15 protein-coding genes are annotated in these 12,999 nt (G+C 59.0%); 6 read left to right on the forward strand and 9 right to left on the reverse strand.

The features are described from left to right. The first annotated feature begins 46 nt into the window (after positions 1-46). The gene (locus tag GRI41_RS10515; RefSeq protein ID WP_160604965.1) at positions 47-655 is read left to right on the forward strand and encodes a hypothetical protein; all 609 of its coding nucleotides are present in this window, start codon (positions 47-49) and stop codon (positions 653-655) included. Here the strand turns inward: GRI41_RS10515 and GRI41_RS10520 are convergent. Genes GRI41_RS10520 through GRI41_RS10530 form a run of 3 tightly spaced genes read right to left on the reverse strand, consistent with a single transcriptional unit; the run spans position 597 to position 3,256 of the window. Next, positions 597-1,907: a homoserine dehydrogenase gene (locus tag GRI41_RS10520; protein ID WP_160604966.1), complete on the reverse strand. Its 1,311-nt coding sequence runs from the start codon at positions 1,905-1,907 to the stop codon at positions 597-599. The genes GRI41_RS10515 and GRI41_RS10520 overlap by 59 nt on opposite strands. Positions 1,908-1,930: 23 nt before the next feature. Further along, positions 1,931-2,347, reverse strand: coding sequence for an acyl-CoA thioesterase (locus GRI41_RS10525; protein WP_160604967.1), 417 nt, complete (start codon positions 2,345-2,347; stop codon positions 1,931-1,933). A gap of 57 nt (positions 2,348-2,404) precedes the next feature. Then, positions 2,405-3,256 carry a hypothetical protein gene (locus tag GRI41_RS10530; protein ID WP_235901198.1) on the reverse strand — a complete coding sequence of 284 codons (852 nt, stop codon included), beginning with the start codon at positions 3,254-3,256 and terminating at the stop codon, positions 2,405-2,407. A 305-nt stretch (positions 3,257-3,561) separates the two neighbouring features. Here GRI41_RS10530 and GRI41_RS10535 point away from each other — a divergent pair, with 305 nt between their 5' ends. From GRI41_RS10535 to GRI41_RS10555, 5 genes are all read left to right on the forward strand, one after another. Then, a complete protein-coding gene (locus GRI41_RS10535; RefSeq protein WP_328600551.1) occupies positions 3,562-4,296 on the forward strand; it encodes an energy transducer TonB in 735 nt (244 codons plus the stop codon). 80 nt (positions 4,297-4,376) lie between these two features. Further along, positions 4,377-5,180: a MotA/TolQ/ExbB proton channel family protein gene (locus GRI41_RS10540; RefSeq protein ID WP_160604969.1), complete on the forward strand. Its 804-nt coding sequence runs from the start codon at positions 4,377-4,379 to the stop codon at positions 5,178-5,180. Between the two features lie 81 nt (positions 5,181-5,261). Further along, positions 5,262-5,795 carry an ExbD/TolR family protein gene (locus GRI41_RS10545; protein ID WP_202388791.1) on the forward strand — a complete coding sequence of 178 codons (534 nt, stop codon included), beginning with the start codon at positions 5,262-5,264 and terminating at the stop codon, positions 5,793-5,795. Positions 5,796-5,836: 41 nt separating this feature from the next. Beyond that, a complete protein-coding gene (locus GRI41_RS10550) occupies positions 5,837-6,268 on the forward strand; it encodes an ExbD/TolR family protein (protein ID WP_160604970.1) in 432 nt (143 codons plus the stop codon). 168 nt (positions 6,269-6,436) lie between these two features. After that, a complete protein-coding gene (locus GRI41_RS10555) occupies positions 6,437-6,877 on the forward strand; it encodes an ExbD/TolR family protein (RefSeq protein WP_160604971.1) in 441 nt (146 codons plus the stop codon). 11 nt (positions 6,878-6,888) lie between these two features. Here the strand turns inward: GRI41_RS10555 and GRI41_RS10560 are convergent, their stop codons facing one another. The 6 genes from GRI41_RS10560 to GRI41_RS10585 are packed head-to-tail and all read right to left on the reverse strand — an operon-like array spanning position 6,889 to position 12,934. Next, positions 6,889-9,345: a ligase-associated DNA damage response DEXH box helicase gene (locus GRI41_RS10560; protein ID WP_160604972.1), complete on the reverse strand. Its 2,457-nt coding sequence runs from the start codon at positions 9,343-9,345 to the stop codon at positions 6,889-6,891. Then, positions 9,342-9,497, reverse strand: coding sequence for a hypothetical protein (locus GRI41_RS10565; protein WP_160604973.1), 156 nt, complete (start codon positions 9,495-9,497; stop codon positions 9,342-9,344). The genes GRI41_RS10560 and GRI41_RS10565 overlap by 4 nt, the downstream gene beginning before the upstream one ends. Positions 9,498-9,541: 44 nt before the next feature. After that, entirely contained in the window at positions 9,542-10,384 is an 843-nt protein-coding gene (locus GRI41_RS10570) for a DUF2059 domain-containing protein (protein WP_160604974.1), read from the reverse strand. 24 nt (positions 10,385-10,408) lie between these two features. Beyond that, the gene (gene pgmG, locus GRI41_RS10575; RefSeq protein ID WP_160604975.1) at positions 10,409-11,812 is read right to left on the reverse strand and encodes a phosphoglucomutase/phosphomannomutase PgmG; all 1,404 of its coding nucleotides are present in this window, start codon (positions 11,810-11,812) and stop codon (positions 10,409-10,411) included. A 9-nt stretch (positions 11,813-11,821) separates the two neighbouring features. Beyond that, on the reverse strand, positions 11,822-12,121 hold the full coding sequence (locus GRI41_RS10580) for a J domain-containing protein (RefSeq protein ID WP_160604976.1): 300 nt from the start codon (positions 12,119-12,121) through the stop codon (positions 11,822-11,824). A gap of 3 nt (positions 12,122-12,124) precedes the next feature. Then, positions 12,125-12,934: a division plane positioning ATPase MipZ gene (locus GRI41_RS10585; protein ID WP_160604977.1), complete on the reverse strand. Its 810-nt coding sequence runs from the start codon at positions 12,932-12,934 to the stop codon at positions 12,125-12,127. Positions 12,935-12,999 lie beyond the last annotated feature (65 nt).

The following is a 12,999-nucleotide window of genomic DNA, read 5'->3' on the forward strand; positions in this document are numbered from 1 at the left end:
TTGAGTGATGGGCTTTGTTCGAAGCGCTTAGACAGGGAGTGTTGCATTGTCGAGAAGCGCGCTGCGGATTGCGGCATCGGGCATGGCTATGCTGGTTTTGACGCTGCACGCATCCACCGCTGCACAAGACCGGCCGATCACCGCCGAACAGGTTATAAAGAATGCCGAAGCCGCCTATGGCCCGCCGGCCCCGAAACCGAAATGCGAAGAGGCAACGGGCGATGAAATCGTGGTCTGTGCCGAAGAACAGGACCAGTCGCAGTTCCGCGTCAAATCGAGCAGCGAGCTCGACCCGACATCCGAAGAAGCGATCGATGACGGCGTGCCGCGCGCGCCCGATGTCGGCGGGCCGGGGATATTTACCGGGCCGGCAACCGTTGGCGGGCTTTGTTTCATCCCGCCTTGCCCGAAAGAGGCTGCATTGATCATCGATGTTACCGCTTTGCCCGAGGCACCGCCCGGATCGGATGCGGACAGGATCGCGAGGGGATTACCGCCTTTGGGCGACGAATCAGGCCCCGTCGGGTCGGTCGCCAATCCGGTCACTTCAGCCGGTGATGCTGATGCTGATGCTGCCCAACAATCGGGCGAAGAAGCTATTCTTCCAGAATCTTCATCACCAGCGGAGGAGCAGTCAGACTCTCCGATCCGCTGAGCAGTTCGACAGCTTTGCTGACCCCGCTTTCTGGCCCGTCATGGGTGACCATGGCGACCAGAACTTCGCCGCCATCATTGGCGCGGCCTTGCTGGATCAGGCTTTCGATCGACACATCGGCATCGCGCATGGCTGCGGTGATCTCTGCCAGAACGCCCGGCTTGTCGGTGACGGTGAAACGCAGATAGGTCTGGCCGACCCGCCCGCCCGATTCCGCAGGCTGCATAGCCACAAGTTCGCCGCTGGGGACCGAGAATGGCGCGCCGATTTCTCCGCGCGCAACGTCGATCAAATCGGCAACGACCGCGCTGGCTGTCGGGCCATCGCCCGCGCCTGCACCCTGGAACAGCAAGCGCCCGGCAAAATTGCCCTCGGCCACGACCGCATTGGTTGCGCCGGTGACATGGGCCAGCGGGTGCCCTTTGGGCACAAGGCACGGCTTGACCTGTTGCAGCAGGACCGGCGCGGCAGCATCCCCCATTTCGATATCGGCCATCCCGATCAGGCGGATCACATATCCCAGCGCATCGGCTTGCGCGATATCTGCTGCCCGGACGCGCGAAATCCCTTCGCAATCCACCGAGTCAAAATCGATATGCGCACCGAACCCGACTGCCGCGAGAATGGCCAGCTTGTGCGCGGCATCGACGCCTTCAATATCGAATGTCGGATCGGCTTCGGCATAACCGAGTTCCTGCGCATCTTTCAGCGTGCTGGAAAAATCCGCGCCGGTCGCTTCCATGGTGGACAGGATGTAATTCGCAGTGCCGTTGAGAATGCCGTAGATCTGCTCGATCGCGTTGGCAGCCGCGCCTTCGCGCAGGCCCTTGATCACGGGAATACCGCCCGCCACAGCGGCTTCGAATTTTAGCGAAACTCCGGCGCTTTCCGCTGCACTGGCCAGCTCCATTCCGTGATGCGCGATCATGGCCTTGTTCGCCGTTACCAGATTTTTCCCCGCATCGATCGCATTGCGCGCAAGCGCCAAGGCTGGCCCGTCAGAACCGCCAACCAGCTCGACCACCACATCCACATCATCGCGCGCCGCCATCGCGGTCATATCATCTTCCCAGGCATAGGGAGACAGATCGATCCCGCGATCGCGCGAGCGGTCACGTGCGCTGACCGAAACAATTTCCAATTCGCGCCCCGAGCGCGCGCTGACCAGATCGCGGTTCGATTCGAGCAGGCGAATAACCCCCGCGCCCACGGTGCCCAGTCCGGCAAGTGCAATTCTGAGAGGTTGGGCCACGGGATTGTCCTTATGTGTTACGATTATTCGGAGAGCGCTTTGCGCACACTGTCTGGAATGGGCGGCGATTTGCCGGTTTCGAGCGAAACATGCACATTGACCAGTTCGATTTCGGCGCGCAGATCATCGCCCGCGGCATCCACATCGGGGCCGGCCCCGTGCAATTCGATCCGCGTCGTCATGCTCGAATTGCCGAACCGCGTCGTTCGCGCACGGCCTTCAATCACTTCATTGGCGCGGATAGGTTTGCGGAAATCGACCTCTGCATGGGCGACATGGAATTCCAGCGCTCCCTCGCCAGACACGCGTATTTGCCTGTCGTTCCAATACTCGCTGACCACCAGATCCGCATAGTCAAGATAGCGGGCATTGAAGACAACGCCCTGCGTGTCGATTTCCGGATAGCGGACTTTGAACCGGTAAGTGAATGGCTTGGTCATAGCCGCGCAATAGACGCGGTTGGCAGCGCATTGGAACCACTTATTCTAACGTTTGCACTAGCTCCGGTTGCGCGGACATGGCCCCAATTGCTCGCGAACGAAACGATAATCGGTTTGGGCCTGGCTTCGCGAAGCTGCGTCGCCTGAAAGGAACGCAGTTTGCGGCAAACCGGCAGGCAGGAAACAGGCAAGCCGGTACCAATCCAGCGTATTGGGCTGTGGCGGAAGGGCTGCCTGATCGACAATGTCCGACCACGAAACGCCCCAGACGGTCGTTTGACCCGGACGGCGAATCACGCTGATCGAAACGGGTCCGTCACTTTCGGTTGAGAGGAACAGCTGCGTTTCCGATTCTCCTGCGAGGTTTCCGGGGATCGATAGAATGTCGCGGATTCCCGTAATCGCAGGCGCCGCATCGGGCCTGACCAATTCGGCCAGAACACCGCGCAACCGCGTTTCCAGGGGCTCGCTCCACAGCAACTGCGAAGAGCGCGTTACAAGCTGGATTTCACCCGGCCGACCGGCCACGGGTCTTGCAAAGATCAGGACATCGCGCTTCTTCAGCTTGGGTGCGCGACCTTTGGCATCACGGGGCACATCAACCAGATAGGTCAGCGATTCACCGACAGCGGCGCGCCCTGATAATAGTGCGCCGGTACGCGCTTCTATATAAAGCCTGACATGGCCCGGCTGAAGCCCGGGCGAGCGCTCCGGCTCAAGCTCGGCCTGCTTGCGAATCTGTGCCCGCAATACAATTTCAGCCTGATCCGCAAGGTCCATCAGATCGGCATAAGTTTCGGCTTGAAACGTTAATTCTTCCTGCGCTGAAACCGCCGGGATAGCGACCAGCAACGCAGTTACAAGCCCGAAAGCGAGCGCGATCTTTGGTTTTTTATGAAATAGTTTCAAATCTTTATTCCATTTCCGATCCATCATCGAATCAAGCGGCTACGGTGCCTCTTGGCGGGCCACCTGTGAATCTGGCGTTAACCCATAAAGCGTTTGCTTGCGCTTCGCATCCTAGCTAAGAACGCAAAAATGCTGGGGACGCTACAACAAAACATCCTTTGCACGTTCGCTTGACTCGAAGGGTCGGGCAGGTGAACAATCTGAACACTACAAGGCAGCTGATTGAGCTGTCTTCGAATGAGCAGCCGGGTACTTATCCGGCGTAAATGGAGTGATGCGACTGAATGGCCTACGCTGACCAACAGATGAGCAATAATAGAGTTATTGCACTGATCCTTGTGGCGTTGATTCATATCGTTCTTGGCTATGCGCTCGTTACTGGACTTGCCTATGAGGCGTTTCAGGAAGCAGTGGAACGCGTAACCACGGTTGATGTTGATGAGCCCGAGCCAGAAGAGCCCGAAGATGAGCCACCACCACCGGAAGAAGTTCCGGAAACTGTGCCCCCGCCATTTGTGCCTCCGCCGCAGCTAAACCTGCCTACCGAGCGGACGCCAACACCGAGTCCTTCGGAAATTCCACCGCGGTCCGACGTTTCGCGGACTCCGAACAAAACTTGCCCTGACGGATCGGTTGTGGCTGCTACGGCAGCTTGCGGCCCCGCGACCAAGCGTTGTCCTGACGGAACCGTTGTTCCCGTTGCCAACGCTTGTCCGGAACCGCCACCACCGCCGCCAAAGTTCCAACCAAAGGACCCGACTCCACGGGGGAGCCCTGGCAATTGGGCAAGCACGCGTGACTATCCATCGCGTGCCCTGCGTGAAGAACGCGAAGGTGTAACCCGCTTCCGCGTCAATGTCGGAGCCAATGGCCGCGTAACCAACTGCACGGTCACCGGTTCCAGTGGACATAGCGATCTCGACCAAGAGACGTGTAAGCTCGTTACACGGCGCGGTCGCTTCAACCCTGCAACCAACGGTGATGGCAACGATGTTGCCGGAACATGGAGCAGCGCCGTCCGCTGGCAGATACCGCAATAACAGTTTTGGCCGCTCGTCATCTGGCGAGCGGCCAGCCCTGAACCAAATTTTTAAATGCTTCTTCTGAGAGGAACCTCGCAATGATTATTGAACTACTACAAGCAGCTGCTGACGAAGCTGCACCAAAGAACAGCTTCGGCTTCATCCAAGCCATGGAAGAAGGCGGCCCGATTGCCTGGGCTATCTTCGGTGTGATGGTTATTATGTCGATCGGATCGTTCTACATCCTGATCACCAAATATCTGGAACAGCGCAAAATCTTCAACCAGTATTCCGATGTGCAAGGGCCTTTCTGGCGGACAAACTCGCTCAAAGAAGGCGCTACCAAGCTGGAGAAAAACAGCGCATGGCGTCAGCTGGTCGACGATGCTCTCAAAGCTGACGACGAGCACGGCAAAATGACCGACAAGCTTGAAGCGCATGACTGGATGCACGGTTCGCTTTCGCGTTCTGAAGCAGCCATCAATGCCAAGCTTGCTGGCGGCCTTCCGTTCCTGGCTTCGGTTGGTGCGACGGCTCCGTTCGTTGGTCTGCTCGGTACGGTTATCGGTATTTACCGCGCGCTGATCGCGATTGGTCTGGCCGGTTCGGCATCGATCGATAAAGTGGCCGGCCCGGTTGGTGAGGCCCTGATCATGACCGCGATTGGTCTGCTCGTGGCTGTTCCTGCCGTTCTTGCTTACAACTGGCTTTCAGCCCGTAACAAGAAGATCTCCGGCATGCTGAGCGGTTTCTCGACCGACATTCTTGCCTACATCAATTCGAATGGTTCGGTTAAGCCGGCAACGATGGCTGCACGTGCTCCTGCTAAGGCACCTGCTGGTAAGCCAGCTGCTGCGAAGCCTGCTGCCGGTACTGCTGCTGGCGCCAAGCCGAAAGCCTGATCGGGTATTCGGGCGGGCCGTATCGCACGGTCCGCCCATCCCTGAACCCGAATTGAAACTTTCTCAGGATAGGAATTAGCAATGGCTATTTCAGCAGGCGGCGGCGGAGAAGAGAAGCCGATGTCAGACATTAACACCACGCCGCTTGTCGACGTGATGTTGGTGCTTCTGATCATCTTTCTCATCGCTGTTCCAGTCGCAATCCAAACGATCGAAAAGCTGGAGATTCCAATCATGGAGTCGGTGGAATCGAAGGACAAGGTTGAAAACCTGCTTCTTACCGTCAGCACAACCGATGCGAATGGAAATAGCGCAGGCGACCCGGGCTATGAAGGTGCCTCACGCCAAGGCGAATGCCGTGTGTATATCAACAACACCACGCTGGTGACATCGCAGGAACTGTTTGACGAAGCATTCGAGCGTCTTGACGCGATTGTGACGCGTGCAGGCGGCCCCGAAGCTATCGCTCAGCAGCCCGATCTGATCCCGCAGGTTCACATCCGCGGTGACATCAACGCACCGTGGCGCTGCGTTGCCGGCACAATCTACAACGTCCAGGTGGCAGGTTATCCTACCGTGGGCTTCATCTCTAACCCGGTCGATCCCAACGGATAATCGACCCGGTTAGACTGAAACGAATTTAGGAGTAATTCACGATGGCAATGTCAGGCGGAAGCGACGATGGCGAGCCAATGATGGAAATCAACACGACGCCGTTGATCGACGTCATGCTGGTTTTGCTCATTATGTTCATCATCACCATCCCGGTTGCAACACACTCGGTCGATATCGATCTTCCGATTCCGGACAATTCCCCTCCTCCACCGGATATGATCGACCCCGTGCAGAACAAGATCGTTCTGACCGAAGGCAATCAGATCCTGTGGAACGGAACTCCGATCGACATCAACGAGCTGGTGCGCAATCTGAACACCACCAAGAATATCGATCCGGAACCCGAATTGCAGTTCGAACCCGAACCGACAGCCAGTTACCAGCTGTCAGCCGAAGTTCTGAACATCATTAAGGGGTCAGGCGTTACACGGTTTGGTTTTGTCGGAAACGAGAAATACCGGACCTGGAACTAACCGGTTCGAACAACCCGAAAGAGAAGGGGGCGGAGCAATCCGCCCCCTTTTTTGTGTCTGGTAGAAGCTTTGAATGAAGCTGCGCCCGCTCCGCCGACCGCGGTATTCGGCGCCCGACTTGCCAATCCACAACATTATGTGATAACATACCATTGATCGGAGGTTAGTATGGGACACGCAAGCCAACCGGACCAGGCCAGACCAATGAGCGAGATGAACACGACGCCGTTAATCGACGTGATGCTGGTCTTGCTGATCATGTTTATCATCACCATCCCGGTTGCGACGCATTCGACCGATGTCGATCTGCCCACACCATGCACCGAAAACTGCCCGCCCATCGTGCCCGATGCCGTCAGCAACAAGATTGTTATCGACGGGACAGACCGGATTCTGTGGAACGGCACCACGGTCAGCGAGAGCCAGCTGCAGGCTTTGCTCATCCAAACCACGCGCATGGAGGTGGAGCCAGAACTGCAATTCGAACCCACCGCCAATGCCGGATACGACCTTACCGCGCGCACTTTGCATAGGATCAAAGCCACTGGCGTCAGCCGGTTTGGATTTGTCGGGAATGAGCGTTATCGGGTGTTTGACCGAGCCAGCTAGACTGTAGGCGCTCAGTCGCCGAAATCCTCCTCCGTTTCGACCCTCATCGCCGCGTCGGCGAGGCTCTCTGCCTCGAGCAAGAGCTCATCGTCGATTGCGCCTTGCGGCACGCTTTCGCGACCAATCATCACCATCACCGGCACGGCCAGCGGACTGACCCGGTCAAGCTCGACATGCACCAGCCTATCGGCTGCATTCTCGAGCAAATCCGCCAGCCTGCCGATGTCGGTCAACCGCGCGCGGGCATCGGCCCAAGCCGCCTCCAGCAGAACATGGTCGGGTTCGTGCTTGCGCAGCACATCATAGATCAGATCGGTCGAGAAGGTGACCTGCTTGCCCGTCTTGCGCTTGCCCGGATGCTGCCGCTCGATCAGGCCGGAGATCACCGCCACTTCCCTGAATGCACGGCGCAGCAGATGCGAATCCTGCACCCAATCGACAAATTCATCGGCCAGAATGTCGGGCGACAGCAGAGGTGCGGGGTCCTTGACCGGCTGCAACCCCCACACCCCCAGCGAATAATCATTGGCGACAAACCCGCCCGGTTGGAGCCCGCGATCCTCCATGCGGCGGGTAATCAGCATCCCCAGAGACTGGTTCGCGTTCCACCCCTCGAACGTATAATAGACCGTGTAATGCCGCTTCGCATGCGGGAAACTCTCGACCAGAAGCTGCCCCGGGGCGGGCATTTGGCTGCGCCAATCCTGCACTTCGAGCCATTCGCGCACATCATCGGGAAAGCGCGCCCAACCCGCGCGATCATCGAGCAAGCCGCGCACCCGGTCGGCCAGATGGGTGCTGAGCGGCATCCGCGCACCGCCATAGGAAGGGATCATCGCCGATTTTTTCGAAGCGCGGACGATCACATCCATGTCCTTGATCTGCTCGACCTCCAGACTGGTTCCGGCGAAAAAGAAGGTGTCTCCCGCCGATAGCGAGGCGGCGAAGCGTTCCTCCACCCTGCCCAGCGATCGCCCGTTCTTGAACCGCACGGTGAGCATTTCGCTGTCGATGATGATCCCGGCATTGAGCCTGTGGCGCGCGGCGTGTTCAGGGTGAGTCAGCCGCCAGATGCCGCTTTTGTCGCGGGTGATCCGTTTGAACCGGTCATAGGCTTTCAGCGCATAGCCGCCGGTTTCGACAAAGCTCAGCACGCGCTGCCACACATCCTCGGTGATGCTGGCATAGGCGAGTGAGGAGCGGATTTCGGACAGAAGCTCCGCCTCGCCAAAGGGTGCGGCGCAGGCACAGGCCATCACATGCTGGGCCAGAACATCGAGGCCGCCGGGGCGGAAATCCTCGCCATCGCGCTGCCCCTCCTCAACCGCATCCTTGGCCGCGGTCGCTTCAAGAAATTCGAAGCGGTTTCCCGGCACCAGCAGCGCCCGGCTGCGCTGGTCGAGCCTGTGGTTCGCCCGCCCGATCCGCTGGAGCAGGCGCGATGAACCCTTGGGCGCGCCCATCTGGACCACGCAATCGATATCGCCCCAATCGACCCCCAGATCGAGGCTGGCAGTGGCAACAAGCGCGCGAAGTTCGCCGCGCGCCATTGCCCCTTCCACCTTTCGGCGCGCCTCGCGCGACAGCGAGCCGTGATGGATTCCGATGGGCAGTTGATCCTCATTCGCTTCCCAAAGATTCTGGAAAATGTACTCGGCCAAAAACCTTGTATTGGTGAAGACCAGCGTCGTCTTGTTCGCGCGGATCTGTTGGTAAAGCTGCGGGATTGCCCAGGTCGCCGCATGCCCGCCCCACGGCACGCGTTCTTCCTGCGGCAACAGGATTTCAAGATCGGGCTCAGCGCCTTCTTCGCCGATCACCAGCTCTACCTGGTCCAGATCACCCCAAGGCGCGAGCCACGCCTGGAACGCCTCCGGGTCAGCCATCGTTGCCGAAAGCGCCGCCCTTTGCATTGACGGAGCTATCGCCTGCAAGCGCGCTAGGGATAGCGCCAACAGGTCGCCCCGCTTGCCGGTTGCGAAAGCATGCACTTCGTCGATCACGACACGCTTCAGGTGCCGGAACAGTTCGAAACTGTCCGGATAAGACAGCAGAAGCGAAAGCGATTCGGGTGTTGTCAGCAGGATATGCGGCGGCTTGCTGCGTTGCCGCTTCTTGCGGTCCGAAGGCGTATCGCCGCTGCGCGTTTCGATGCGTAGCGGCAGGCCCATCTCCTCCACCGGCGTCAGCAGATTGCGCTGCACATCATGCGCGAGCGCTTTTAGCGGTGACACATAGAGCGTGTGCAGTCCTTCGGGCGGGCCGTTATCGCCCAGTTTTGACGGGCAGAAATCGGCCAGCGTCGGCAGGAAACCCGCCAGTGTCTTACCCGCCCCCGTATCCGCCACCAGCATCCCGTGCTTGCCCGCCTGCGATGCGGCAAACATGGCGCTCTGGTGGTCACGAATGCGCCAATCGCGGCTGGCAAACCAGTCCGCGATCTCATGCGGGATCGCGGCTGAGCTCATTTGTCACGCCCGATGGCCAGAGGCATCGCCAGAGACATTGCCAGAGACATGGACCACATGGACCACTGTCCCTGGAGAGAAAAACGCTCCCACATGTTCGTCTCTCCCGCATCCTCGCGGGCAAAAGATTCAAGGGGATAGATGTCGGCCATGCGCGCGATCAAAGCACAATCGCGCAATGTAGGACAGTTGCGGCTTAGTTTTTCTCGTCCGCCTTGGACTCCATGGCGTAGTCATCTTCATAGTCATCGCCAGACGCCACCGACCACTCGCGCAGATTGTCCACCGGGAAGCCGGTCAGTTCGGAAATGCGGGCCTGTTCCTGCTCCGACAGTTCTTCGAAGCTGCGCGCGGCGGGCAAGTCTGCCGCGGCTTCCTTCATTTTCTTTTCGATGGCCCCGATCTGCCCCATCATCGCGGGCAGCGCTTCCATGGTCGCAGACATGACGCGCGGATCGCTGGCCATGGTAAAGGATTTCCGCGCGAAGATCGCGCCGGTTTCGGTTGAGAAGAAGCCGTCAATTTCTACCAGCTGGGGCTGCGTGAAATGGATCGCGTAAAGTTCCGACATTGCCTTGCGCATCGGCGGTTCCATGACGTCCATCATTTCGCCCATGACACCGGGCATGATCTCGGCCTCTTTCTGCTTGCGCTCCAAGCGGGCGGGATCGAACATATTGGCCAGTTCGGATGCCTGCGCGCTGGTCAGCGAAATGTCTGACTGCTCAAGCCCCAATTGGCCGGCCACGAATGCTGCGGGGCTTTCCTCTTCCATCATCGCGCCCAAGCTCATCAGATCGCCGAAGCTGCCGGAGAACATGCCTTCCATCATTTCGCGCATGGCGCCATCCGGAATCATCTTGTCGACGATTCCCTTCGCAAGCGGCAAACGCGCTTCCTGCTCGGCGGTCAGGGGCTCGACTTCGAACATGCCGGTCAAAGCCGCAAACGGATCGACTTCTGCCGTATCCTGTGCTGCCAGCGGTTGGGCGGTCAAGGCGATCGACGCGCCAATCGTGAAAATCACTTTACGAAACATGATGTTATCCTTCCAAACCCGATCCTAATGCCCCACGCTTTCGCCGCGCTCAAGCCCTGATAGCGCAAGCTGCTCGTCAATTTGCGCCATCAATCGCTCCAGCCCGGCTTCGCTTTCGCTTTCTGCCCGCGCAACCAGCACATCTTGCGTGTTCGACGCGCGCAGCAACCACCAGCCATCGTCGGTGGTAACGCGCACGCCATCGGTGCCGTCGACATTCGCCGGGCTGTTGGCGAGCCGTTCTTTCACTTCGTCAATCGCCGCAAATTTGCGCGATTCATCGACCTGGAAACGCATTTCGGGCGTGTTGATCATATCGGGCATTGCACCGCGCAATTGGGTGATAGATTTGCCCAGCCGCGCAGCAGCGGCAATCAAGCGCACGCCTGCATAGAGCGCATCATCATAGCCGTAATAATCATCGGCAAAGAAAACGTGCCCGCTCATTTCTCCCGCCAGCGGTGAACCAGTTTCCTTCATTTTGGACTTAATCAAGCTGTGGCCGGTCTTCCACATCACCGGCTTGCCACCATGCTCCGCGACATGATCGAACAAAGCGCGGCTGGCCTTCACATCGGCGATAATAGTGGAGCCGGGCATTTTCTGGAGCAAGTCCTCGGCATAGATCATCAGCAGCTGATCGCCCCAGATCACCCGCCCTTCACCGTCAATCGCTCCGATCCGGTCGCCGTCACCGTCAAAAGCAATTCCGAAATCGAGCTTCTTTTCCGCGACCAGCGCGCGCAGATCCTCCAGATTTTCCTCAACTGTGGGATCAGGATGATGGTTGGGAAAATTCCCGTCGACTTCGGTATAAAGCAAATGGTGCTCGCCCGGGAGCCGCGCTGTCAGTCGCTCCAGCGCGGGGCCGGCCGCGCCATTGCCATTGTCCCAACCGATCTTGAGATCGGCCAGAGCGGCCTGATCGAGGCCGTCCAGCCCGCCAACCAGCCGGTCGATATAGTCGCCAAGGACATCCCTGTCCTGAGCCGTGCCGACGCCGTCGATCCAGTCGCCGGCTTGCGCCATCCGGCCGATCGTCTGGATATCCTCCCCGAAAAACGGACGCCCCTGAAATACCATTTTGAAGCCGTTATAATTGGCGGGGTTATGGCTGCCGGTTATCTCAATGCCGCCGTCCACATCTTCGGCTGATGCTTCTGCGTAATAGAGCATCGGGGTCGGGCCCATACCAATGCGGACAACGTCACACCCGCTTGCGGTCAGCCCTTCAACCAGCGCGCTTTCCAGAATGGGCGAACTGACGCGGCCGTCATAGCCAACCGCGACTTTCGATCCGCCGGCCCTTTTCAGCAGCGTTGCAAAACCGCGGCCGATTGCGCGCGCATCATCGGGGCCCAAGGTCTCTCCAATAATGCCGCGAATGTCGTATTCGCGCAGAACGGTCGGGTCGAAAACATGGTTCATCGGATAGTCCTAAGGCTTGTCGGGCGTCGGGTATGGCAATTCATTGAGCAGCAAATCGCGCGCCGCATTGGCCTCGTGGACCTGGTCGTTGGTTCCGCCTTTGTCGGGGTGGACCATCGCGATCAGCTGCTTATGCGCCTGCAAAACTTCCTGCCGCGTGGCATTTTCGCGCACACCCAGAAGCTTGCGCGCGCGGAACAGCGCCTGTGCGCGTGTGCTTTTGCTTTGGGCGAATTGCCACGGCCATTTGCCGAAGATCAGCCTGCAGGCAAGGCAGGCCAGACCCGCAAAGAGAAGAAGCCGCAGCATGGTTCAGGCAAGCTCCAGCCTAGGTTCAGCCTTGGCAATGGCCGGCAGATGCAGGCTCGCCAGAAGCGAGCGCATTTCCTGCCGCGCAACCAGATGGCTGGTGCCCAGCTCTCCCAGATGCCCCTTGTCGAGCAACGTCAGGCCGGACGGGAACAATTCGCGGTAGATCACACGCTCCGAAAGGCCCTTGGCAACGCGAAAGCCCGCGCGTTTGCTCAGCTCGCCCAGCGCCTTTTCGATCCGCTGCATATTGCGCGCTTCGGTGTGGCCGCTGCGATTGCGGACAACCACCCAGTCAATTTCTTTGCGCTTCTGGATCGCGCGCATCTTGCGCGTTTCCCAGATCAGTTCGGCATAGAAGGACAGGCGGCGCACTTTGAAAGTCTCGGCGTCAACCTGCCCGATCAAATCGAAGTCCACGAAGCTGTCATTCATCGGTGTGACCAGCGTGTCAGCTTCGGTCGCAGCGTGGCGCGCGAACACATCGTCCCGGCCCGGCGTATCGACGATGAGGAAGTCCATGCCCTTGCCCATTTCCGCCGCCATCGCATCAAATTCTTCGGTCGTGTCACCGCGAAACACCGCGCATTGGGCGGTCGGAAGGTCGATCCCGCGATTGGCGGTGGTTTCTGCGCGGTTTTCGAAATAGCGGTCCATCGTCCGCTGCCGCGGGTCAAGATCGATCGCCGCAACTCTGGCCCCCTGATAAGCGAGCGCCACGGCGACATGCACCGCAGTGGTCGATTTACCCGTGCCGCCCTTCTCGTTGGCGAAGGTGATCCGGTGCGGAGAAGAATCGGGCAAAGCGTTCATTCTGAATTGGGCATCCTGTATCTGGCTTGTTTCGAAGCCCCCGGCGCGGCTAGGGACTTCGTACC

The sequence above is a fragment of the Pontixanthobacter aquaemixtae genome (genome assembly GCF_009827395.1).
Classification (GTDB): domain Bacteria; phylum Pseudomonadota; class Alphaproteobacteria; order Sphingomonadales; family Sphingomonadaceae; genus Pontixanthobacter; species Pontixanthobacter aquaemixtae.